The 20,832-nt window shown below is 61.6% G+C and carries 20 protein-coding genes and 6 tRNA genes; 16 read left to right on the forward strand and 10 right to left on the reverse strand.

The window, feature by feature from the left end:
* Positions 1 to 83 precede the first annotated feature (83 nt).
* From ACF8MI_RS08145 to mgtE, 8 genes are all read left to right on the forward strand, one after another.
* Positions 84 to 1,319 (forward strand): aspartate kinase, encoded by a 1,236-nt coding sequence (locus tag ACF8MI_RS08145; RefSeq protein ID WP_019099135.1) that lies wholly within the window; start codon positions 84 to 86, stop codon positions 1,317 to 1,319.
* A 167-nt stretch (positions 1,320 to 1,486) separates the two neighbouring features.
* Complete coding sequence (csrA, locus tag ACF8MI_RS08150; protein ID WP_003254503.1) at positions 1,487 to 1,675, forward strand: carbon storage regulator CsrA; 189 nt, start codon at positions 1,487 to 1,489, stop codon at positions 1,673 to 1,675.
* Positions 1,676 to 1,747: 72 nt separating this feature from the next.
* Positions 1,748 to 1,838, forward strand: a tRNA-Ser gene (locus ACF8MI_RS08155).
* Between the two features lie 106 nt (positions 1,839 to 1,944).
* Positions 1,945 to 2,021 (forward strand) — tRNA-Arg (locus tag ACF8MI_RS08160).
* 71 nt (positions 2,022 to 2,092) lie between these two features.
* Positions 2,093 to 2,169, forward strand: a tRNA-Arg gene (locus ACF8MI_RS08165).
* A 74-nt stretch (positions 2,170 to 2,243) separates the two neighbouring features.
* Positions 2,244 to 2,320 (forward strand) — tRNA-Arg (locus tag ACF8MI_RS08170).
* 72 nt (positions 2,321 to 2,392) lie between these two features.
* Positions 2,393 to 2,469, forward strand: a tRNA-Arg gene (locus tag ACF8MI_RS08175).
* A gap of 398 nt (positions 2,470 to 2,867) precedes the next feature.
* Positions 2,868 to 4,310: a magnesium transporter gene (gene mgtE, locus ACF8MI_RS08180; protein WP_016711838.1), complete on the forward strand. Its 1,443-nt coding sequence runs from the start codon at positions 2,868 to 2,870 to the stop codon at positions 4,308 to 4,310.
* Between the two features lie 109 nt (positions 4,311 to 4,419).
* On the opposite strand, the gene ACF8MI_RS08185 is transcribed toward mgtE, so the two are convergent.
* The gene (locus ACF8MI_RS08185; RefSeq protein ID WP_003254499.1) at positions 4,420 to 4,746 is read right to left on the reverse strand and encodes an Arc family DNA-binding protein; all 327 of its coding nucleotides are present in this window, start codon (positions 4,744 to 4,746) and stop codon (positions 4,420 to 4,422) included.
* A 69-nt stretch (positions 4,747 to 4,815) separates the two neighbouring features.
* On the opposite strand from ACF8MI_RS08185, the gene ACF8MI_RS08190 reads away from it, so the two are divergent.
* From ACF8MI_RS08190 to ACF8MI_RS08200, 3 genes are all read left to right on the forward strand, one after another.
* Complete coding sequence (locus ACF8MI_RS08190) at positions 4,816 to 4,995, forward strand: hypothetical protein (RefSeq protein ID WP_125474426.1); 180 nt, start codon at positions 4,816 to 4,818, stop codon at positions 4,993 to 4,995.
* A gap of 96 nt (positions 4,996 to 5,091) precedes the next feature.
* Positions 5,092 to 5,685, forward strand: a complete 594-nt coding sequence (gene phnN, locus ACF8MI_RS08195; protein WP_104834201.1) for a phosphonate metabolism protein/1,5-bisphosphokinase (PRPP-forming) PhnN — start codon at positions 5,092 to 5,094, stop codon at positions 5,683 to 5,685.
* A gap of 111 nt (positions 5,686 to 5,796) precedes the next feature.
* Positions 5,797 to 5,873: transfer RNA gene (locus ACF8MI_RS08200), tRNA-Arg, on the forward strand.
* Positions 5,874 to 5,903: 30 nt separating this feature from the next.
* On the opposite strand, the gene ACF8MI_RS08205 is transcribed toward ACF8MI_RS08200, so the two are convergent.
* The 3 genes from ACF8MI_RS08205 to ACF8MI_RS08215 all read right to left on the reverse strand — a co-directional run bounded on the left by ACF8MI_RS08205 (position 5,904) and on the right by ACF8MI_RS08215 (position 8,555).
* Positions 5,904 to 7,292 carry an amino acid permease gene (locus ACF8MI_RS08205; protein ID WP_060500707.1) on the reverse strand — a complete coding sequence of 463 codons (1,389 nt, stop codon included), beginning with the start codon at positions 7,290 to 7,292 and terminating at the stop codon, positions 5,904 to 5,906.
* Positions 7,293 to 7,497: 205 nt separating this feature from the next.
* Positions 7,498 to 7,824 (reverse strand): AzlD domain-containing protein, encoded by a 327-nt coding sequence (locus tag ACF8MI_RS08210; RefSeq protein WP_060500708.1) that lies wholly within the window; start codon positions 7,822 to 7,824, stop codon positions 7,498 to 7,500.
* On the reverse strand, positions 7,821 to 8,555 hold the full coding sequence (locus tag ACF8MI_RS08215) for an AzlC family ABC transporter permease (protein WP_104834202.1): 735 nt from the start codon (positions 8,553 to 8,555) through the stop codon (positions 7,821 to 7,823). The genes ACF8MI_RS08210 and ACF8MI_RS08215 overlap by 4 nt, the downstream gene beginning before the upstream one ends.
* Before the next feature lie 118 nt (positions 8,556 to 8,673).
* On the opposite strand from ACF8MI_RS08215, the gene ACF8MI_RS08220 reads away from it, so the two are divergent.
* A complete protein-coding gene (locus ACF8MI_RS08220) occupies positions 8,674 to 9,552 on the forward strand; it encodes a LysR family transcriptional regulator (protein WP_392517462.1) in 879 nt (292 codons plus the stop codon).
* A gap of 40 nt (positions 9,553 to 9,592) precedes the next feature.
* Here the strand turns inward: ACF8MI_RS08220 and ACF8MI_RS08225 are convergent, their stop codons facing one another.
* Positions 9,593 to 10,108, reverse strand: a complete 516-nt coding sequence (locus ACF8MI_RS08225; RefSeq protein ID WP_060500714.1) for a hypothetical protein — start codon at positions 10,106 to 10,108, stop codon at positions 9,593 to 9,595.
* A gap of 215 nt (positions 10,109 to 10,323) precedes the next feature.
* Between ACF8MI_RS08225 and ACF8MI_RS08230 the strand changes: the two genes are divergently transcribed.
* Entirely contained in the window at positions 10,324 to 11,322 is a 999-nt protein-coding gene (locus tag ACF8MI_RS08230; RefSeq protein WP_060500717.1) for a sensor domain-containing diguanylate cyclase, read from the forward strand.
* 81 nt (positions 11,323 to 11,403) lie between these two features.
* Here the strand turns inward: ACF8MI_RS08230 and lpdA are convergent, their stop codons facing one another.
* From lpdA to ACF8MI_RS08250, 4 genes are read right to left on the reverse strand one after another with little or no spacing between them, the layout of a single operon-like run.
* On the reverse strand, positions 11,404 to 12,783 hold the full coding sequence (gene lpdA, locus ACF8MI_RS08235; RefSeq protein ID WP_104834204.1) for a dihydrolipoyl dehydrogenase: 1,380 nt from the start codon (positions 12,781 to 12,783) through the stop codon (positions 11,404 to 11,406).
* A gap of 2 nt (positions 12,784 to 12,785) precedes the next feature.
* Positions 12,786 to 14,057, reverse strand: a complete 1,272-nt coding sequence (locus tag ACF8MI_RS08240) for a dihydrolipoamide acetyltransferase family protein (RefSeq protein ID WP_104834205.1) — start codon at positions 14,055 to 14,057, stop codon at positions 12,786 to 12,788.
* Entirely contained in the window at positions 14,058 to 15,116 is a 1,059-nt protein-coding gene (locus ACF8MI_RS08245; protein WP_012273542.1) for an alpha-ketoacid dehydrogenase subunit beta, read from the reverse strand. It abuts the gene before it with no gap.
* 1 nt (position 15,117) lies between these two features.
* A complete protein-coding gene (locus tag ACF8MI_RS08250) occupies positions 15,118 to 16,350 on the reverse strand; it encodes a 3-methyl-2-oxobutanoate dehydrogenase (2-methylpropanoyl-transferring) subunit alpha (protein ID WP_019099583.1) in 1,233 nt (410 codons plus the stop codon).
* Between the two features lie 198 nt (positions 16,351 to 16,548).
* On the opposite strand from ACF8MI_RS08250, the gene bkdR reads away from it, so the two are divergent.
* The 3 genes from bkdR (at position 16,549) to ACF8MI_RS08265 (ending at position 19,916) form a co-directional block, all read left to right on the forward strand.
* The gene (gene bkdR / locus ACF8MI_RS08255) at positions 16,549 to 17,034 is read left to right on the forward strand and encodes a Bkd operon transcriptional regulator BkdR (protein ID WP_012273540.1); all 486 of its coding nucleotides are present in this window, start codon (positions 16,549 to 16,551) and stop codon (positions 17,032 to 17,034) included.
* 171 nt (positions 17,035 to 17,205) lie between these two features.
* Complete coding sequence (locus tag ACF8MI_RS08260) at positions 17,206 to 18,447, forward strand: glutamine synthetase family protein (protein ID WP_177337131.1); 1,242 nt, start codon at positions 17,206 to 17,208, stop codon at positions 18,445 to 18,447.
* 128 nt (positions 18,448 to 18,575) lie between these two features.
* Positions 18,576 to 19,916, forward strand: a complete 1,341-nt coding sequence (locus ACF8MI_RS08265; protein WP_104834206.1) for an MFS transporter — start codon at positions 18,576 to 18,578, stop codon at positions 19,914 to 19,916.
* Between the two features lie 106 nt (positions 19,917 to 20,022).
* Here ACF8MI_RS08265 and ACF8MI_RS08270 read toward each other — a convergent pair whose 3' ends face one another.
* The gene (locus tag ACF8MI_RS08270; protein ID WP_060500726.1) at positions 20,023 to 20,766 is read right to left on the reverse strand and encodes a flagellar brake protein; all 744 of its coding nucleotides are present in this window, start codon (positions 20,764 to 20,766) and stop codon (positions 20,023 to 20,025) included.
* Between the last annotated feature and the right edge of the window lie 66 nt (positions 20,767 to 20,832).

Consider the following 20,832-nt stretch of genomic DNA (forward strand, 5'->3'; position numbering starts at 1 on the left):
ATGAAGGGGCGGGTAGTCTAGTCACTTGCCCCTTCATGTTGGATTGTTTTTTGGGGCCCTGTATGGGCTGAGGCACCATTGAAATGGCGTTGATCGTACAGAAATTTGGCGGCACCTCTGTCGGTTCCATCGAGCGGATCGAGCAGGTAGCCGAAAAGGTCAAGAAACACCGTGAAGCGGGCGACGACCTGGTGGTTGTATTGTCGGCCATGAGCGGTGAAACCAATCGCCTGATCGACCTGGCCAAGCAGATCACCGATCAGCCGGTTCCGCGTGAGCTGGACGTGATCGTGTCGACCGGTGAGCAGGTCACCATCGCCCTGCTGACCATGGCCTTGATCAAGCGCGGTGTGCCAGCGGTGTCGTACACCGGCAACCAGGTGCGCATCCTTACCGACAGCGCGCACAACAAGGCGCGCATCCTGCAGATCGACGACCAGAAGATTCGCGCCGACCTCAAGGAAGGCCGCGTGGTCGTGGTGGCGGGCTTCCAGGGTGTCGACGAGCACGGCAGCATCACCACCCTGGGCCGTGGCGGCTCCGACACCACCGGCGTGGCCCTGGCGGCAGCGCTGAAGGCGGACGAGTGTCAGATCTACACCGACGTCGATGGCGTCTACACCACCGACCCGCGCGTCGTGCCGCAGGCTCAGCGCCTGGAGAAGATCACCTTCGAAGAGATGCTGGAAATGGCCAGCCTCGGTTCCAAGGTGCTGCAGATCCGTTCGGTGGAGTTCGCCGGCAAGTACAACGTCCCGCTGCGCGTGCTGCACAGCTTCAAGGAGGGTCCGGGTACCCTCATTACCATTGATGAAGAGGAATCCATGGAACAGCCGATCATTTCCGGTATCGCCTTCAACCGTGATGAAGCCAAGCTGACCATTCGCGGCGTGCCGGACACCCCGGGCGTGGCCTTCAAGATCCTCGGCCCGATCAGCGCTTCGAACATCGAAGTGGACATGATCGTGCAGAACGTTGCCCACGATAACACCACCGACTTCACCTTCACCGTACACCGCAACGAGTACGAGAAGGCGCAAAGCGTGCTGGAAAACACCGCCCGCGAAATCGGTGCCCGTGAAGTGATTGGCGACACCAAGATCGCCAAGGTCTCGATCGTTGGCGTCGGCATGCGTTCGCACGCCGGTGTGGCCAGCCGCATGTTCGAAGCCCTGGCCAAGGAGAGCATCAACATCCAGATGATCTCCACCTCCGAGATCAAGGTCTCGGTCGTGATCGAAGAGAAGTACCTGGAGCTGGCCGTACGCGCGCTGCACACCGCGTTTGAGCTCGACGCTCCTGCCCGACAGGGCGAGTAAGGCGCTGCCTGGAAGGGCGCGGCTGGTGCCGCGCCCTTCGCGTTTCTGCTCGCCACGCAGGCCCTGTCCTGCCCTGTGTGGCGCGTAACTGGGGTCCCGTCGTCGTCCACGACTGGCCCTGATACCCAAGACTGTTACCCCTGAATGTTTTGCGTAAGGAGAAAGCTATGTTGATTCTGACTCGTCGGTGCGCCGAGAGCCTGATCATTGGAGACGGCGAGATCACCGTGACGGTGCTTGGCGTCAAAGGCAACCAGGTGCGTATTGGCGTCAGCGCCCCGAAAGAAGTGGCTGTTCACCGCGAGGAAATCTACCTGCGGATCAAGAAGGAGAAGGATGAAGAGCCAAGCCTTTAATTTTTTTGAAGTTTTTTTCAAAAAAAGGGTTGCAAAGGTGAAAGAGGTTCTTTAATATTCGCCTCGTGTTGCGGTGAGGTGGCCGAGTGGCCGAAGGCGCTCCCCTGCTAAGGGAGTATACCTCATAAGGGTATCGGGGGTTCGAATCCCCCCTTCACCGCCATTATTTGCGTAGGGCGCTGTAAACGGTAAGAATACTAAGTCGTTGATTTTAAACGAAAACATTCTTGCAAAAATGTTTCAGCGACCTATAATGCGCGGCAAGACACGGACTCATAGCTCAGCTGGATAGAGTACTCGGCTACGAACCGAGCGGTCGCAGGTTCGAATCCTGCTGAGTCCGCCACTTTTGAAGTGGCTTTGTTTGCAAGGCTGCTTCAATCAACCAGCGGTATCTGGTCTAAAACTGCCAATCGCGGACTCATAGCTCAGCTGGATAGAGTACTCGGCTACGAACCGAGCGGTCGCAGGTTCGAATCCTGCTGAGTCCGCCACTTTCTTGAAGTGGCTCTGCTTGCAAAGCTGCTTCAGTCAACCAGCGGTAATCTGGTCTAAAACTGCCAATCGCGGACTCATAGCTCAGCTGGATAGAGTACTCGGCTACGAACCGAGCGGTCGCAGGTTCGAATCCTGCTGAGTCCGCCACTTTTTGAAGTGGCTCTGCTTGCAAAGCTGTTTCAGTCAACCAGTGGTAACCTGGTCTAAAATTACCACCACGGACTCATAGCTCAGCTGGATAGAGTACTCGGCTACGAACCGAGCGGTCGCAGGTTCGAATCCTGCTGAGTCCGCCATACCCCATCAAGAAGCCCGCTCATTTTGAGCGGGCTTTTTGTTTTTCTGCGCCAATGAATTGTTGGTGATGTCGATCTACGCTCTTCTGTAATGATTGTGGTGTAGCTTGGCGCCGCCGTGCGGCAACCCAGACAAATGTGCTTTCCCATCCACAACAACCGTCGCACTGATAGCTTCGAGCGTTGTCCTAGCTTTATCACGCAAACGATTGTTCTGGCCAAAAATTTAAGCGATCTGACAGCTTTAGCAGTGTATGATTGCGCCCGTCAGCCCCGCCGGGGCTTGTGGAAAACCACCATGGACTTACCCAGTAGTTACTCGCTAACACGATTCATACAGAAAGATCTGACCGATTGATTCTCCCGGCGTGCTCCGCTGCTGGGAGTGGAGTTCGCCTATGACGGAAGTAGAAGTAAAAAAAGCGCAAGAGAGCCTGCAGGATCGCCTGGCCCAGGTGGTCGAATTGCTGCAGCGCCAGCGTGTGGTCGAAGACCTGACTCACCGCCAGGAAGGCGCGCACAACGACCTGGTGGAAAACCTCGTCCACCGCCAGAACCTCGTCGAGCTGCAGCGTAAGCTTGATGACCTGCACCCCGCCGACATCGCCTATATCCTCGAAGCCTTGCCTCTGGAAGACCGCCTGACGGTCTGGCAGCTGGTGCGCTCGGATCGCGATGGCGACATCCTGCTGGAAGTATCCGACTCGGTTCGTCAATCGCTGATCGCTGACATGGACGATCACGAGCTGTTGGCCGCCGCCAAGGAAATGGACGCCGACGAGCTGGCCGACCTGGCCCCAGAGCTGCCGCGCGACGTTATCCATGAGCTGATGGAAACCCTCGATGCCCAGCAACGCGAACGTGTGCGTTCGGCGCTGAGCTACGACGAGGAGCAGGTCGGTGCGCTGATGGACTTCGAGATGGTCACCATCCGCGAAGACGTCAGCCTGGAAGTGGTGCTGCGCTACCTGCGCCGCCTGAAAGAGCTGCCCAACCACACCGACAAACTGTTCGTGGTCGATTACGACGGCATCCTCAAGGGTGTGTTGCCCATCAAGCGCCTGCTGGTCAACGACCCGGAGAAGAAGGTGGCGGAGGTCATGGCGACCGACCCGGTGTCCTTCCAGCCCGAGGAAGATGCTTATGATGCGGCGCAGGCTTTCGAGCGTTACGACCTGGTATCGGCACCTGTCGTAGACAAGGGCGAGCGCCTGATCGGCCGTTTGACCATTGACGAGATGGTCGACCTGATCCGTGAGGAGAGCGAGAGCGAAGTCCTCAACATGGCGGGTCTGCGTGAAGAGGAAGATATCTTTGCTTCGGTCTGGCGCTCGTTCCGCAACCGCTGGGCGTGGCTGGCGATCAATCTGATTACCGCGTTCCTCGCTTCGCGAGTGATCGGGGTGTTCGAGGGGTCGATCGAAAAGCTGGTGGCGTTGGCTGCGTTGATGCCGATCGTTGCGGGTATTGGTGGCAACTCGGGTAACCAGACCATCACCATGATTGTCCGCGCCATGGCGCTGGACCAGGTATCGCCGGGCAATACCAGCCGCCTGATGCGCAAGGAACTGGCGGTGTCGCTGATCAACGGCCTGGTGTGGGGCGGAGTGATTGGTGCCGTGGCTTTCTGGTTGTACGGCAGCTGGTCGCTGGGCGTGGTGATGACCGCCGCGATGACCTTGAACCTGTTGCTGGCGGCGCTGATGGGTGTGCTCATCCCGATGACATTGGCCCGCTTGGGGCGCGACCCGGCGATGGGGGCGAGTGTGATGATCACTGCCGTGACCGACAGTGGCGGCTTCTTCATCTTCCTCGGTCTGGCCACGCTGTTCCTGCTGTAATCCTGCCTTTGTGACTTACACGGTCCTACGAATGCTCGCGTCTCTTGCAGAACCAGCCACCCACAAAAAAGCCAGCTTACGCTGGCTTTTTTGTGCTCGCTTGCAGGCCTCAGGAGGCGTCGGCGGCCATTTCCACATCGTGAGCGATGAGGGCGACCAAGGCATTCTGCTGGCGGTGAGACAGTTGGCGGAAGCGCTGCAGCAACTCGCGCTCATGCAGGGACAGCTCAGGGCTGTCCAGGCGCATGCTCAGCTCGTCACCCAACGCACCTTCCTGGATAAGGCTCTGCTCCAGGCGCGCGATGATTTCGGAGTTCATGCTGCGGTGATGGTTGCGCGCTACCTCGGCAATGCGCTCACGCATCCCGTCTGGCAGGCGGACGACGAACTTGTCAGCGGTGCGGCTCGAATAAATAGCCTGTTTCATTGGGCGCATATAAATTGACCGGAGTTTGGTTCAGGGGAAGCGGTTCTCAAATTGGCCGCACGGGGTGGAAGTACGACCGTGGCGACGACAAAATGTTCAACCGTCAGTGAAAAATGGATGCTCATCTTGCCTCATGGTCGCCGTTTCCTTGGCGTCAATTCTGTGACAAATAGTGAGCCGGATAAAGGCTTTATGCCAGTACCAATTATCAGAAATGAGCACTGGTTTGAAAAGTTTTACATGATCCGGCTTGCCTGACCGTCAGTCTTTTGCCGCCAAAAACTGGTAAAACACAGCAAAAGGACAGGAAAACCCCTAGAATGCGCCGGTTTCCCTCCATAGAGCATAGTGGCTATGCAACATGACGCAAGCGACCGCCGATCAGGGACAGGCCGGCTGATATTTCTGGTAGGACCGTCAGGTTCGGGAAAAGATTCCCTGATCGATGCTTCGCGTGAGCGGCTGGCAGCCGCCGGGGTAGAGGTTGCCCGTCGGGTCATTACCCGCTCCGCCGAAGCCAAGGGCGAAGCTGCCCAAGGGGTCACGGCGGAACAGTTTGAAACCCTGTGCGCGCAGGGCGCATTTGCCATGTGCTGGCGGGCCAATGGCCTGGGCTATGGCATTCCCCGCCAGGTGGATGAGTGGTTGGCGGCGGGCAAGGCGGTGCTGGTGAATGGCTCGCGGGCTTACCTGCCCGAAGCGCGTCAGCGTTATCCGGGCATGCTGGCAGTGCTGGTTGAGGTCAGGCCGGATGTGCTGCGCCAGCGCTTGCTGGCCCGGGGCCGCGAAAGCGTCGAAGAGGTTGAGCAGCGGTTGGCGCGCAGTGCTCGTTTGCAGGTGTTGTCCGATCCTTCGGTGCATGTGCTGGACAACTCGACAAGCCTGGAGGCAGCGGTCGCGGCCCTGTTCGGGCTGCTTCGCGATGAAGGGGTGCTGCCGCCGGTGTAGCAGTGCCAGAAAAGGATTACGCGAAAAAGCCAGGTAGAGGCATGACAAACGCCAGCATGCTGGTTAACATGCTGGCCGTCCCGCTGTGCAGCGCTCGCTGCCGGCGCTTGCGTCTCAGTAGCTCAATTGGATAGAGCATCCCCCTCCTAAGGGGAAGGTTGCAGGTTCAATTCCTGCCTGGGACGCCATTTCCTGTTTCCCCACATGCCCGCCCTCCATCATTGCAACGCGCGATGGTGTTGTTCGTCTGCCTTGCGACCGGCCAGGCGCTGACGCATCACGAAGTACCCCGCCACCACCAGTACCACTGTGAGCACTGTGAACCAGAACTGGAAGCGTGACGCCGGTTCGAATGCCTGGGTGCCGATCACCGCCAGCAAGGCGAACAACGCGACGATGTTGGCATACGGGAACAGCCAGGCCCGGAAGGCTGTCGGGTCGATCGCTTCGTGGCGGGTTTTCCAGCGCATGGCCACGTGGGCGATGATGATGAAGATCCATACGACCATCACCAGGCTGCCGGTGCTCTTGGCCAAGGTCATGAACAGGTCGCCGCCGCTGATGAAGTGAACGGTCAGGATCATCGTGCAGATCGACAGGCTAAGCAGCAATGCATTGATCGGCACACCTTTGGCGCTCGTGCGCGAGAACAGCTTGGGTGCGTGCCCGCGCTGGCTGAGGGAGAACAGCATGCGCGAGTTGGAGAACATGAACGAATTCATCACCGACATGAACGAGACGAACAGCACGAGTTTCATGGCCACCGCAGCACCACCGAACCCGGCCAGGCTGAACAGCGAAACGTAGGGTGAAGCCAGGTTGGCCTTGTCGGTCCACGGCAGGCAAAGGATCAGGATCGACACCGAGCCTACATAGAACAGCATCACCCGCAGGATCACGCTCTTGATTGCGCGAATCACGTTCTGTCGCGGGTTTTCCGACTCACCTGCAGCCACGGCGGCAATTTCGCTGCCGCCCAGCGAGAAGATCACCACGATCACGCCGGCCATCACCGGTGACAGGCCGTTGGGCATGAAGCCGTCATGGGCGGTGAGGTTGACCAGCCCGGGGGAGGGAATGTTGCTATGCAGGCCAAGCAGGATCGAAATGCCCAGCAGCATGAAGATGACAATGGTGGCGACCTTCATCGCGGCCAGCCAGTATTCCACTTCGGCAAAGGAACGTACCGAGTAGGCGTTGCTGGCCATCAGCGTTACCAGCATCAGGAAAGCGCCTGCCCAGATCGGCAACCAAGGTAGAAAGTCATGCAGGATCGCGCCCAACAGCACGGCTTCGAGGGTGATGGTCATCATCGACTTGAACCAGTACAGCCAGCCGACAGCAAACCCGGCCCAGTCACCGAGGTAGGTGTTGGCGTAGGTCGAGAACGAACCGGCATCCGGGTTGCGGCAGGCCATTTCGCCGAGCATGAACATGACCAGGGTGACCACCAACCCCCCGATAAAGTACGACAGGATGGCCGCAGGGCCCGCGGAGGCGATTAACGCGCCAGACCCCATGAACAGCCCGGCACCGATTACCCCGCCCAGGGCAATCATGGTGATGTGCCGCTGCTTCAGGCTTTGTTTCAAACTGTTGGATTGCATTTCCTTGTCCTCTCTTATTATTGGGGGCCGACAACGTCCCCCTACGCAGGCACTGTCATGCGCCTGCGTCCACGCGTGGCAAATAGCTACCAGGCTGCCACCATGGACAGTAAGGCCAAGGACCTCAAACGAATTCTGTGCACAACATCCTGCGGATTTTTCCTAAGGGCTGTTGCGCTTCATGCCGCGTGGCTGACACTTTCCCCTAAAGCCCCCAGTGCTTCAGCGCCCACAACACTCCCATGCCCACAACCAGCGTCAGCATCGTGCTGCGTGTGCGCCAGGCTACCAGCGCCGCCAGTATTGCCGCGGGTAGCTGCGGGTTCGTCCAGTCGAACCCGGCATGTCGGTCAGGGAAGACCACGGCCGGCAACACCAGCGCAGCCAGTACACTGGCCGGCACATAGGCCAGTGCACGGCGAAACAGCGGCGGGATGCGCAACACCGTGTGCAGTTCGATAAACGACAGCCGGATGGCGAAGGTGCCCAGGCCAATCAGCACGAAGGTTATCCACTGGGTCGTTTCGCTCATGATGCGTTCTGCTCTGTATAGGCTTCAGGTACGGCGTGCTGTTTTTGCCGGCTCTCGATGGCCAGCCCGGCAATGATCCCGCCCACGGCGCCGGTCAGCAGGCCAAGGTTGTAGGGCAGGTCAACGGCCAGCACCGCAAGCACGCCACCGGTCAGCGCGGCGCCGAGCATGGCGGTATTGCGAATGCCGGGTATCAGCAAGGCCAGGAACGACAACGGTATGGCAAAACCCAATGACCAGTCTTCCGGAATGCCTGCGCCCAGGTACATGCCCGCCAGCACCGAGAGGTTCCAGCCGAACCACATGGTGATCGCCGTGCCAGCGTAATAGGGGTAGGCCTGCTGGCCTAGCCCGCCTGCGCCCATTTTCAGTGTGCACAGGGCAAAGGACTGGTCCGAGAGCATGAACGCCATTGGCCACTTGTGGCGGCGCGGGAGGTGGCCCAGGTGTGGGGCCAGGCTGGCGCTGTACATCAGAAAGCGCAGGTTGATCACCAGTGCGGTAACCACCATCGTCACTGGCAGGGCGGCGTTTTGCATCAACTGCATCACCACCATTTGTGCAGAGCCGGAGTAGAACAGCAAGGTCATGCCAATGGCGTCGGCCGGTGACAGGCCCATGCCGATTGCCGTAACCCCGGTGATCAGGCCAAAAGGCACAATCCCGGAGGTCAACGGCAGAACGCTTTGTGCGCCCTGCTTGAATGCTTGGGTCGCGCTTGGGTACTGCATGGGAGTTCCTTGGATATGTTCGGAAGGCGCATGGACACCCTCACGTTAATGCGCCTGACAGTTGGCCACAACGTCAGATTTCTGGAATAGTAGGCCTAAAAAATATAGGCCTTCTACCGTGTATCTCGACAGCCCCACCCGGCACTCGCTCCAGCTCAATGCCTTGCGCGCCTTCGAGGCGTCTGCGCGCCTGGGTGGTTTCGCACGTGCCGCACTCGAACTCAAGGTCACCCCAGGGGCCATCGCAGCTTTGGTCAAGACGCTGGAAAACGAATACGGCGCTGCGTTGTTCGAGCGCCATGCCAAGGGCGTGCGCCTCACGCCCTTGGGTGAAAGCGTGAAAAGCCAGTTCACCGAGGCGTTCGATGCAGTGGAAGCTGCCGCGCGCACGTTACGGCGGCTGGCTGCGCCGCAGCGGGTGCACATTGTGACGTCGCCGGCCCTGGCGCAGTTGTGGATAGGGCCACGCCTGCCGGAACTGACCCGCTTGTTGGCGCCCATCGAGATCTCGGTTACGACGGTGGATGAGCCGCCCAACCTCAAACGCAGCCCATTCGACCTGTGCCTGTTCTACACCGAAAAAACCGAGCGCTGGCAGCGCAGGATCGCCACGGAAGAAGTGCTGCCCTTATGCGTACCGGCCCTGGCAGAGAGCATCATCACCCCTGCGGACCTTGCCAATGCCCGTTGCATTGCTGACGTAGGCTGGAATGACTGGGCGGTGTGGACCGGCGTAGCTATGCCCGGGCACAAGTTCGTGGCTCGCGGTCCGGGTTTTTCCCTGTACTCGATTGCATTGCAGCAGGCCTTGCTCGCTGCGGGTGTACTGATGGGGCGCAGAAGCCTGGTGCAACGCTACCTGGACAGCGGCGAACTGGTGGCGCCAATCGACTGCGCGGTGCCCTTGGGCATGACCATTGCCGCGTGGCGGCTGCCGGGTGCCAAGGGCAACCAGGTGGTGGCTGCGGTGGAGGAGGCGCTGTTGCAGTTGGCTTGAGCCTTACTTCTTGAGCAAGCAGCTCAGTGCCTGCAGTGGTTTACACCTGGCTTGTCGTCAGTGCTTCCTCCTCGTTGCCGGTGGCCAAGGCGTCGACCTTCGCCAGGGTCTTGGCCTCGACATCGTCCTTCATGCGCTGGGCGATCTGTTGGTCGACCAGCTCCTTCTTCTCAGGTGGCAAGGCGTTGTAGTCGTCCTCGGTCAGGCCCAGTTCACGCAGCAGCTTTTCCTTGATCATCTCAGCGGGCGACTTGGACATGAAGTCGTGAAACGCCTGCCTGGCACTGCTGGTTACTTCCGTGCTTGCGTCAGCGGACGGGCCGATGCTGGTGCCAGGGTTCTGCAATTGCAGCTTGAGCTTGGCAAACGCTTCTTCGCGGGCGTCTTCGGCGTCCTGCTGCGAGGTATTCTCACTACCCTGTTGCGCCGTGGCGTTTCTGGCCACTACCGGTAGGTGGAACTGCAGCATATCGCCTGCCGCCGGGTCGACGCCGCTGGTGCGTTGTTGCTGGTGGACTGCGGCCTGCCAGCCGAGGCCGTTGAGGGCGATCGTCATGAAATCCTCCTTGGAAATGTGAGTGGCAGGCGAGGAGGGGCAAATGCCATGCCAGCCGGGGTGGCGCGTAAATAGAGCGCTGGGGCTATTCCGGTCGTGACACGGCGGGCATATGCTTGCCCGTCAGAGGCATGACCTTGCCGCCTGCGGCAAATTACACATTGTCGGCAGCCCCTTGACCGGAGCGCAGTTGCTGGGCATCAGGGAGAGCGTCCATGAATCAGGAAACCAGGCCGGCCCCCGCCGGCTTCAGTGAACAGCAGTTGCACACATTGTTCGAGTTGATCAGCGATGGCATCTGGGACTGGAATGCCAACACCGGCTACGTCTACCGCAACCCGGGCTGGTACGCGATGCTCGGTTACGCCAGCCACTCCATGGCCAACTCGGTACTCTCCTGGGAAAGCGTGATTCACCCGGAGGACTACCCACGGGTAATGGCGCATTTCGAGGCGTACATCAGCCAGCGCAACGAGCGCTACCTCATCGAATACCGCTGCCGTTGCCACGACGGCAGCTACCTGTGGATCGAGGACAGCGGCTACATCATCGACCGTAACGAAGACGGTTCGGTGGCGCGCATGCTCGGTGCGCACCGCAACATCGACGCCGGCAAACGCCTGGTAGCGCAGCTGGAGCAGAAGAACCAGTCGCTGGAAGGGCAAGTGGCCGAGCGCACCCGTGAGTTGTCCTGGGTGAACCAGCAGTTGCAGCGGCAACTGGACGAGAACCGTGAGTTGGCCGAGCGCGATGCGTTAACCCGTATTGCCAACCGCTATCGGTTGGAAAAAGCCCTGCAGCAGGAGTGTGAGCGGGCGCAGCGTTTCCGCCAGCCGTTGTCGCTGATCGCCATGGACCTGGATGATTTCAAACCGATCAACGACCGCTACGGGCATGCCCGGGGCGATGCAGCGCTGGTGCGGGTGGTCGACAGCCTGCGGACCTGCCTGCGCGAACTGGACCTGTTGGCGCGCTGGGGCGGGGATGAGTTCGTTATCGTACTGCCGCAGACCACGTTGGGGGAGTCGCTTGAAATGGCTGCGCGCTTGCGTCAGGTGATGGCGCAACGGGAACCGGTGGGCGATTGCCGACTGACCATGAGTTATGGCGTGGTGCAGTGGCAGGAAGGGGAAGACCAGCATGCACTGCTGGCACGGGCTGACAAGGCGCTGTACCGGGCCAAGGGGGCTGGCAAGAACGCCATTGCCGAGTAACCGGTGCTGGCCGCATGAATGAAAAAAGACCCGCAGCGCCTCTCGGCGCGGCGGGCCAAATCGGCCTCGGCCGCTTCAGTGTCAGATATGCAGGGCGTGGCCCAGGGCGCGCAGTGCCGCTTCCTGTACCGCTTCACCCAGGGTCGGGTGGGCATGGATAGTGCCGGCCACATCCTCCAGGCAGGCACCCATCTCCAGCGACTGGGCAAACGCCGTGGACAGTTCGGAAACCGCCACGCCAACCGCTTGCCAACCCAGGATCAGGTGGTTGTCACGCCGCGCGACCACGCGCACGAAACCGCTTTTCGACTCCAGGCTCATGGCGCGGCCGTTGGCGGCGAACGGAAACTGCGCGACGATGCAGTCCAGGCCTTGCTGGCTGGCCTGTTCCGGCGTCTTGCCGACCACGACCACTTCCGGGTCGGTGAAGCACACGGCGGCTATCGCGGCGGGCTCGAAGCGGCGTGCCTTGCCGGCGATGATCTCGGCCACCATCTCGCCCTGGGCCATGGCCCGGTGCGCCAGCATCGGTTCGCCGGCCACGTCGCCGATGGCCCAGACGTTGTGCATGCTGGTCTGGCAGCGCTCGTCGATGGCAATGGCGGCGCCATTCATCTTCAGGTCCAGGCATTCCAGGTTGAAGCCCTTGGTGCGTGGGCGGCGGCCCACGGCCACCAGCACCTGGTCGGCCTCCAGGCGCAGTTGTCCGCCCTTGCCATCGTTGGCCAGCAGGCAGCCATTTTCGTAACCTTCGACGCTGTGGCCAAGGTGCAGGGCGATACCCAGCTTTTTCAGCGACTCGGCCACCGGGGCGGTCAGTTCGCTGTCGTAAGTCGGCAGGATGCGCTCGCGTGCTTCCACCACGCTGACCTCGGCGCCGAGCTTGCGGTAGGCGATGCCCAGCTCCAGGCCGATATAGCCACCGCCCACCACCACCAGGTGTTGCGGCAGGGTTTTCGGTGCCAGGGCCTCGGTCGATGAAATCACCGGCCCACCCAGCGGCAGCATCGGCAGTTCGACACTGCTGGAGCCCGTGGCCAGCAACAGGTGCTCGCACTGGATGCGCTGGCCATCCACCTCGACCTGCTTGCCATCAAGCACCTTGGCCCAGCCGTGCACCACCTTCACCCCATGCTTTTTCAGCAGGGCGGCGACACCGGTGGTCAGGCGGTCGACGATGCCGTCTTTCCAGGCCACGCTCTGGCCGATGTCCAGGCGCGGCGAAGCCACGCTGATGCCCAGCGGCGAGGCTTCGGTAAAGCGCGAGGCCTGGTGGAACTGCTCGGCCACATGGATCAGCGCCTTGGATGGAATGCAACCGATGTTCAGGCAGGTACCGCCCAGCGCCTGGCCTTCCACCAGCACCGTAGGGATGCCCAGTTGCCCGGCGCGGATGGCAGCCACATAGCCGCCAGGGCCGCCGCCGATGATCAACAGGGTTGTCTGGATAGTCTGTTGCATGCTCACTCCACGAACAGGCAGGCGGGTTGTTCGAGCAGGCCACGCACGGCCTGGATGAACAGGGCGGCGTCCATGCCATCGACCACGCGGTGGTCGAACGAGCTGGACAGGTTCATCATCTTGCGTACGACGATCTGGCCGTCGATCACCACAGGCCGCTCAACCATGCGGTTGACACCGACGATTGCCACTTCCGGGGTGTTGACCACCGGCGTGCTGACGATGCCACCCAGGGCGCCGAGGCTGGTCAGGGTGATGGTCGAGCCGGACAGCTCTTCGCGGCTGGCCTTGTTGTTGCGCGCAGCGTTGGCCAGGCGTGAAATCTCACTGGCATTGGTCCACAGGCTGGCCGCTTCGGCGTGGCGCAGCACGGGTACCATCAGGCCGTTGTCACCCTGGGTGGCGATGCCCACATGCACCGCGCCATGGCGGGTGATGATCTGCGCTTCGTCATCGTAGGTGGCGTTGATCTGCGGGAAGTCACGCAGCGCCACGACCAGGGCGCGCACCAGAAACGGCAGCAGTGTCAGCTTGCCGCGGCTGTCGCCGTGCTTGCTGTTGAGCTGCTGGCGCAGGGCTTCCAGGGCGGTGACGTCGATTTCTTCCACATAGCTGAAGTGCGCGACCCGGCGCTTGGCGTCCTGCATGCGCTGGGCGATCTTGCGGCGCAGGCCGATCACCGGCACCTGCTCACTGTCGGTGCGCCTGGCATAGCCATTGAGGGTTTGCCCGGCAGCGCTTTGCGGTTTGCTCATGAACGCGTCGAGGTCTTCGTGCAGGATGCGCCCGGCCGGGCCGCTGCCATGCACATAACGCAGTTCGATACCGGCATCCAGCGCACGTTTGCGCACTGCCGGCGAGGCCAGTGGCTTGTCGCCCGGCTGGCGCGGCACGATAGGCGCTGCCTCGTGGCTGGCAGGCGCCTGGTACGCCGCCGGTTTAACGTCTTTCTGTGGTTCAGGTTTAGCGGCTATCGGGGCCGCAAGCGCTTCGGCCGGCTTGGCTTGCGGCACATCCACATGGTTGCCGCTGCCTTCCACTTCGATGCGGATCAGCTCACTGCCGACCGCCATCACTTCACCCGGCTGGCCACCCAGGGCCAGTACCTTGCCGCTGACCGGCGACGGGATTTCCACGGTGGCCTTGTCGGTCATGACATCGGCTACCACCTGGTCCTCGGCGATGATGTCGCCGACCTTGACGAACCATTCCACCAACTCGACCTGCGCGATGCCTTCGCCAATGTCCGGCATCTTGATGACGTGCGTGCCCATTCAGACCTCCATGACCTTTTTCAATGCCGCACCTACCCGCGAGGGCCCTGGGAAGTAAGCCCATTCCTGCGCGTGGGGGTAGGGGGTGTCCCAGCCGGTGACGCGCTCGATCGGCGCCTCCAGGTGGTGGAAGCAGTGCTCCTGCACCAGCGACACCAGTTCTGCGCCAAAGCCACAGGTACGGGTGGCCTCGTGTACCACCACGCAACGGCCGGTCTTTTTCACCGACTCGACGATGGTGTCCAGGTCTAGCGGCCACAGGCTGCGCAGGTCGATCACTTCGGCGTCCACGCCACTTTCTTCGGCGGCCACCTGGGCCACGTACACGGTGGTGCCATAGGTGAGCACGGTCACGTCATTGCCGGGTCGGGTGATGGCGGCCTTGTCCAGTGGCACGGTGTAGTAGCCATCGGGCACGGCGCTGTGCGGGTGTTTCGACCACGGCGTAACCGGGCGGTCGTGGTGGCCGTCGAACGGGCCGTTGTACAGGCGCTTGGGCTCCAGGAAGATTACCGGGTCGTCGCATTCGATCGAGGCAATCAGCAGGCCTTTGGCGTCGTACGGGTTGGATGGCATCACGGTGCGCAGGCCGCACACCTGAGTGAACATCGCTTCCGGGCTCTGGCTGTGGGTCTGGCCGCCATAGATGCCGCCGCCGCAAGGCATGCGCAGGGTCAGCGGGGCGATGAACTCGCCGGCCGAACGGTAGCGCAGGCGGGCCATTTCAGAAACGATCTGATCGGAGGCCGGGTAGAAGTAGTCAGCGAACTGGATTTCCACCACCGGGCGCAGGCCGTAGGCACCCATGCCCACGGCGGTGCCGACGATGCCGCTTTCCGAGATGGGCGCGTCGAACACGCGGGACTTGCCGTACTTGGTCTGCAGGCCTTCGGTGCAGCGGAACACGCCGCCGAAGTAGCCGACGTCCTGGCCGTACACCACCACATTGTCGTCGCGCTCAAGCATGACATCCATAGCCGAGCGCAGGGCCTGGATCATGGTCATGGTAGTGGTGGCCATGGCGGTTTCCGGGTTGATGCTGTTGTTGTGGTCGTTCATCTCAAACCCCCAGTTCCTGGCGTTGGCGGCGCAGGTGGTCGGGCATCTCCTTGTACACGTCCTCGAACATCGAGGCGGCGCTCGGGATGTGACCGTTGGCCAGGGTGCCGTACTGCTCGGCTTCTTTTTGCGCAGCAATCACGGCCGCTTCGAACTCGGCCGTGGTGGCCTGGTGTTCTTCTTCGGACCAGTGGCCGATCTTGATTAGGTGCTGCTTCAGGCGGGCGATCGGGTCACCCAGCGGGAAGTGGCTCCAGTCATCGGCAGGGCGGTACTTGGACGGGTCGTCCGAGGTCGAGTGCGGGCCGGCACGGTAGGTGACCCACTCGATCAGGCTCGGGCCCAAACCACGGCGGGCACGCTCGGCAGCCCAGCGCGAAGCGGCGTAAACGGCGACGAAGTCGTTGCCGTCCACCCGCAGCGAAGCGATGCCGCAGCCCACGCCACGGCCGGCGAAGGTGGTCGACTCGCCACCGGCAATGGCCTGGAAGGTAGAGATGGCCCACTGGTTGTTGACCACGTTGAGGATCACCGGGGCGCGGTAAACGTGGGCAAATGTGAGGGCGGTGTGGAAGTCCGACTCGGCGGTGGCGCCGTCACCGATCCAGGCCGAGGCAATCTTGGTATCGCCCTTGATGGCCGAGGCCATTGCCCAGCCGACCGCCTGTACGAACTGGGTCGCCAGGTTGCCGCTGATGGTGAAGAAACCGGCTTCGCGCACCGAGTACATGATCGGCAGCTGGCGGCCCTTGAGGGGGTCGCGTTCGTTGGACAGCAACTGGCAGATCATCTCCACCAGCGACACATCGCGGGCCATCAGGATGCTTTGCTGACGGTAGGTGGGGAAGCACATGTCGGTGCGGTTAAGCGCCAGCGCCTGGCCGCTGCCGATGGCTTCTTCGCCCAGGCTCTGCATGTAGAAGGACATCTTCTTCTGGCGCTGGGCAACCACCATGCGGCTGTCGAAGATCCGCGTCTTGAGCATGGCGCGCATGCCTTGGCGCAGGATCTGCGGGTCGATGTCTTCGGCCCACGGGCCTTGGGCGTCGCCTTGCTCGTCGAGCACGCGGACCAGGCTGTAGGACAGGTCGGCGGTGTCGGCAGCATCGACATCGACAGGGGGTTTACGGGCTTGACCTGCATCGTTCAGGCGCAGGTAGGAAAAATCGGTCTGGCAGCCTGGCCGGCCGGTGGGCTCGGGCACATGCAAACGCAGGGGGGCGTACTCGTTCATGCTTTTTACGCTCGCTCGGGTATTTGTTTTTGTGAGCTCTGAAGCGGCCGCCGCTGAGTACCGGCTTGTGACTGGTAAGTCAGCGTCCCCTACATCTTAGTGGTCCGGCAGGAGAATTTTTCTCTCAAGTTGATTGCCTTTGCCAAGCGGGGCAGATAAACATTCCGCATAAACACAAAAAACCGGTGATTTTGTCTCATGCGCAAACTCGATCGTACCGATATCGGCATTCTCAACAGCCTGCAGGAAAACGCCCGCATCACCAATGCCGAGTTGGCACGCTCGGTCAACCTGTCGCCTACGCCCTGTTTCAACCGGGTGCGGGCCATGGAAGAGCTGGGGGTGATCCGCCAGCAGGTGACCTTGTTGTCGCCCGAAGCGTTGGGGCTGGATGTGAATGTGTTCATCCATGTCAGCCTGGAAAAACAGGTAGAGCAGTCGTTGCACCGCTTCGAGGAAGAAATTGCCGAACGGCCCGAGGTGATGGAGTGCTACCTGATGACGGGCGACCCGGACTACCTGTTGCGGGTGCTGCTGCCGAGCATCCAGGCGCTGGAGCGGTTTCTCGATTACCTCACGCGGTTGCCGGGGGTGGCGAATATACGGTCGAGTTTTGCCTTGAAGCAGGTGCGGTACAAGACTGCTTTACCCTTGCCGGCCAATGGCATGACCTTGCGGGAGTAGCGGGCAGCACAGGTGCTAAAGAGGGTGCTTGATATTTTAAACACCCCCAGCCTATGTTGTTGTCAGCGCACAACAACAAGGACAAGCGTCATGAGCACCGCTCAGCTTCAGGGCATCGATGAAATCGAATGCGTCACCCCCGACCTCAACGGCGTGCCGCGCGGCAAGGTAATGACCGCCGAGGGCTTCCTCGAAGGCCGCCGCCTGCAGATGGCACGCGGGGTGCTGCTGCAATGCATCATGGGCGGTTACCCGCCGGCGAAGTTCTACGGCAGTGACGACGGCGACCTGGCACTGGTCGCCGAACCCAGCCAGGTCCATCGCCTGCCCTGGAGCAACGACGGCCGCGCCCTGGCCATTTGCGACGCCAATGAACTGGATGGTCGCTCCTCGGCGCTGTCCACCCGTGGCCAGCTCAAGGCCGTGATCGCCCGCTATGCGGCGCTGGGCCTGGCGCCAGTGGTGGCGACCGAGCTCGAATTTTTCGTCTTTGCCCCCAACAGCGACCCCCAGCAACCGTTCCAGCCACCCGTAGGCATCGATGGCCGCTGTGAGCTTGGCCACTCGGCATTCAGTGTCAGTTCCAACAACGGCCTGCGCCCGTTCTTCAAGGAGGTGTACCAGTGCATGGCCGCGCTCGGCCTGCCGCGCGACACCTTCATGCATGAAATGGGTGTCAGCCAGTTCGAAATCAACCTGTTGCACGGCGACCCGCTGCTGCTGGCCGACCATACCTTCCTGTTCAAACACCTGCTCAAGGAGGTGGCACTCAAGCACGGGCTGACCGTGGTGTGCATGGCCAAACCGCTGGCGCGTACGCCTGGCAGTTCCATGCATATTCACCAGAGCCTGGTCGATACCCGCAGCGGGCGTAACGTGTTTAGCGATGAGCAAGGGCAGCCAACGGATACCTTCCACCATTTCATCGGCGGCCTGCAGGCATGCATGGCCGACTTCACTGCGCTCTTTGCGCCCAACGTCAACTCGTACCAGCGGCTGTGCCACCCCTATGCTTCGCCGAACAACGCCTGCTGGTCCGAGGATAACCGCGCTGCGGGCCTGCGCATCCCGGCCAGTGCGCCGGTCGCGCGGCGGGTGGAAAACCGCTTGCCCGGCGCCGACGCCAACCCCTACCTGGCCATCGCCGCCAGCCTGGCCGCGGGGTTGCACGGCATCGAGCAGCGCCTGCAACCTTCGCCGGCCATCCAGGGCGAGTTCGAGGTGCCGGAGCACTTGAGCTTGCCATGCACCCTCCATGCGGCGCTGGAGCGGCTCAAGCGCAGCGCGCTGGCGCGGGAACTGTTCGGCAGTGAGTTCATCGAAGGCTACATCGCCAGCAAGACCCTGGAGCTGACCGACTTCTTCGACGAAATCACCCCGTGGGAGCGCCGGGTCCTGGCGGCACAGGCCTGATCGCGACAGGACCTGCACCGGACACGCCCCGGTTGCACCATTTTGCAGTCGGGGGCCTGCACGGATCGTCGTTTGCCCTTATGCTGCTAGCACCTACCGCCACCTGACCAGGGAGCATTGCGGGACGTATGCGAAATGTATGGAAGCCGTTTCAGTCGTTGTATTTCGCCGCGCTGATGATGTTGATCGGTTCGGGCCTGCTCAGTACCTACCTGGCCTTGCGCCTGGCGGCCGATCACGTCGACAGCCTGTGGGTGGGGGCGTTGATGGCGGCCAACTATTTTGGCCTGGCGGTGGGCGGCAAGGTCGGCCACCGGCTGATCGGCCGGGTAGGGCACATACGCGCCTATGCCACCTGCGCCGGCATCGTCGGTGCGGCAGTGCTAGGCCATGGCCTGACCAGCTGGCTGCCGGCCTGGGTCGGGCTGCGCATGATCGTGGGCCTGGGCATGATGTGCCAATACATGGTCATCGAGAGCTGGCTCAACGAGCAGGCTGACGTGAAGCACCGTGGTGCGGTGTTCAGCGGCTACATGATTGCCTCGTACCTGGGGCTGGTGCTTGGCCAGCTGATCCTGGTGGTGCACCCCGCGCTTGGCCCGGAGCTGCTGATGCTGGTGGCCATGTGCTTTGCCCTGTGCCTGGTGCCGGTGGCGATGACCCGGCGCATTCACCCGGCGCCCTTGCGCCCGGCGCCGATGGAGCCGAAGTTCTTCATCAAGCGTGTGCCGCAATCGCTCAGTACGGTGTTGGGTTCGGGATTGATCGTCGGCTCGTTCTACGGCCTGGCGCCCTTGTATGCCTCCAGCCAGGGGATGACGACCGAGCAGATCGGTCTGTTCATGGGTAGCTGTATTTTTGCTGGCCTGCTGGTGCAGTGGCCACTGGGCTGGTTGTCTGACCGTTACGACCGGGCGGTGCTGATCCGCAGCGTGGCAATTGGCCTGGCGTTGGCCGCTGCGCCCTTGGCAATACTGCCCAGTGTGCCGCTTGAGTTGCTGTTCGGTATCGGCTTTTTGATTTCGTTGCTGCAGTTCTGTCTGTACCCGCTGGCGGTGGCGTTTTCCAACGACCATGTGGAAAGCGAGCGGCGGGTGTCGCTGACCGCCATGCTGCTGGTGACCTACGGTGTGGGTGCGTGCATCGGGCCACTGGCGGCGGGCGTGCTGATGAATGTGCTGGGCGCACAGATGCTGTATGCGTTCTTTGTGTTCTTCGCCTTGGTGCTGGTGTGGCGCATTCGGCCGAAAGCGGTTACCGGGCTGCATCAGGTGCAGGATGCGCCGCTGGGCCACGTGGCGATGCCGGCGGCGGGTTCGCCATTGTCGGCGGCGCTGGACCCACGGGTGGATGAGCAGACCGTGCAGGAGGTGATGCAGGCACCGGTGGCGGCTGAGGATACCGAGGATGAAGGGAAGGGGGCTGAGCCACAGCCCGCTGAGCCGGAAGAAGTCAGCAAGTCGGTGTAAGCCTGTACCGGCCTCTTCGCGGGTTTACCCGCGAAGAGGCCGGCACAGGAAGAACACAAATGAAAACGCCACCTCAATAGGTGGCGTTTTTTCATTCAGCCGACGATCAATAGTCGTCTTTGTCGAACCGCCGCGCCTCACGCTGCAGCTGGTACACAAAACTCTCGATCTTGCGCTGTGCCTGCCCGCTCAGGTTATGGAAGCGTACGCCGGCAAAGGTGGTGTTGATGCGCTCTTCATAGTGCAGGTGGCGCAGTTCGACCATGGTGTCCACCAGGCCCAGCGGGTTACCCGCCTTGAAACGCTCGTACACCTGGCCCAGTTGCAGGCGGTCTTCGACATTGCCGTCGAAGCGCAGTTTGCAGCCGGTAGCCGAGATATCCAGCAGTTTGCCGCGCAGGGCGCCGTTGCCCTTCAGGTGGGCACCGTCGAGGATGATATCGACCAGCTGCGACAACTTCAGCGCGGCGCGGAAGGCATTGCGGCGCTGGTGGTAGGTCATCTCTTCTGGCAGGGGGCCGCTGTAGCAGCGGTGGCCGTCGACTTCGGTAATCTTCAGCGCGTGGTTGCATTCCCAGGCGATGCGCACGCCATCGTGGAAACCTTCGATGCGGAAGTGCTCGCCGTTCTCGATGAACTTCTCGCCGTCGCGGGGGATCATTTCGTCCAGGGCCAGGGTGTTGCTTTCACGGTCCACGTGCACCACATAGCTCTGGAAGCGCTGGCTACGGTCGTGGAAGGTGATGATGAGGGGGTCGTGGCTTTCCTGCAGCTGCCGCAAGTTGGCCGCAATCTCCAAGGGGGTGCTCAGCACCTTTGGCGGTTGCGGGGCATCGGATTCATTGAACACGGCTTATCGTTCTCCAGGCAAAAGCGACACACGCAAGTAACGGCATTTTGCCAGTATGTTCTGTGC

Source organism: Pseudomonas sp. yb_9 (assembly GCF_043103635.1).
Classification (GTDB): Bacteria; Pseudomonadota; Gammaproteobacteria; order Pseudomonadales; family Pseudomonadaceae; genus Aquipseudomonas; species Aquipseudomonas monteilii.

Coding starts and splice junctions, on each gene's coding strand:
- ACF8MI_RS08265 (WP_104834206.1), top strand. CDS start 18,576: ATGCGAAATGTATGGAAGCCGTTTCAGTCGTTGTATTTCGCCGCGCTG.
- ACF8MI_RS08260 (WP_177337131.1), top strand. CDS start 17,206: ATGACCGCCGAGGGCTTCCTCGAAGGCCGCCGCCTGCAGATGGCACGC.
- mgtE (WP_016711838.1), top strand. CDS start 2,868: ATGACGGAAGTAGAAGTAAAAAAAGCGCAAGAGAGCCTGCAGGATCGC.
- lpdA (WP_104834204.1), bottom strand. CDS start 12,783: ATGCAACAGACTATCCAGACAACCCTGTTGATCATCGGCGGCGGCCCT.
- ACF8MI_RS08250 (WP_019099583.1), bottom strand. CDS start 16,350: ATGAACGAGTACGCCCCCCTGCGTTTGCATGTGCCCGAGCCCACCGGC.
- bkdR (WP_012273540.1), top strand. CDS start 16,549: ATGCGCAAACTCGATCGTACCGATATCGGCATTCTCAACAGCCTGCAG.
- phnN (WP_104834201.1), top strand. CDS start 5,092: ATGCAACATGACGCAAGCGACCGCCGATCAGGGACAGGCCGGCTGATA.
- ACF8MI_RS08205 (WP_060500707.1), bottom strand. CDS start 7,292: ATGCAATCCAACAGTTTGAAACAAAGCCTGAAGCAGCGGCACATCACC.
- ACF8MI_RS08185 (WP_003254499.1), bottom strand. CDS start 4,746: ATGCGCCCAATGAAACAGGCTATTTATTCGAGCCGCACCGCTGACAAG.
- ACF8MI_RS08210 (WP_060500708.1), bottom strand. CDS start 7,824: ATGAGCGAAACGACCCAGTGGATAACCTTCGTGCTGATTGGCCTGGGC.
- ACF8MI_RS08240 (WP_104834205.1), bottom strand. CDS start 14,057: ATGGGCACGCACGTCATCAAGATGCCGGACATTGGCGAAGGCATCGCG.
- csrA (WP_003254503.1), top strand. CDS start 1,487: ATGTTGATTCTGACTCGTCGGTGCGCCGAGAGCCTGATCATTGGAGAC.
- ACF8MI_RS08215 (WP_104834202.1), bottom strand. CDS start 8,555: ATGCAGTACCCAAGCGCGACCCAAGCATTCAAGCAGGGCGCACAAAGC.
- ACF8MI_RS08145 (WP_019099135.1), top strand. CDS start 84: ATGGCGTTGATCGTACAGAAATTTGGCGGCACCTCTGTCGGTTCCATC.
- ACF8MI_RS08245 (WP_012273542.1), bottom strand. CDS start 15,116: ATGAACGACCACAACAACAGCATCAACCCGGAAACCGCCATGGCCACC.
- ACF8MI_RS08225 (WP_060500714.1), bottom strand. CDS start 10,108: ATGACGATCGCCCTCAACGGCCTCGGCTGGCAGGCCGCAGTCCACCAG.
- ACF8MI_RS08230 (WP_060500717.1), top strand. CDS start 10,324: ATGAATCAGGAAACCAGGCCGGCCCCCGCCGGCTTCAGTGAACAGCAG.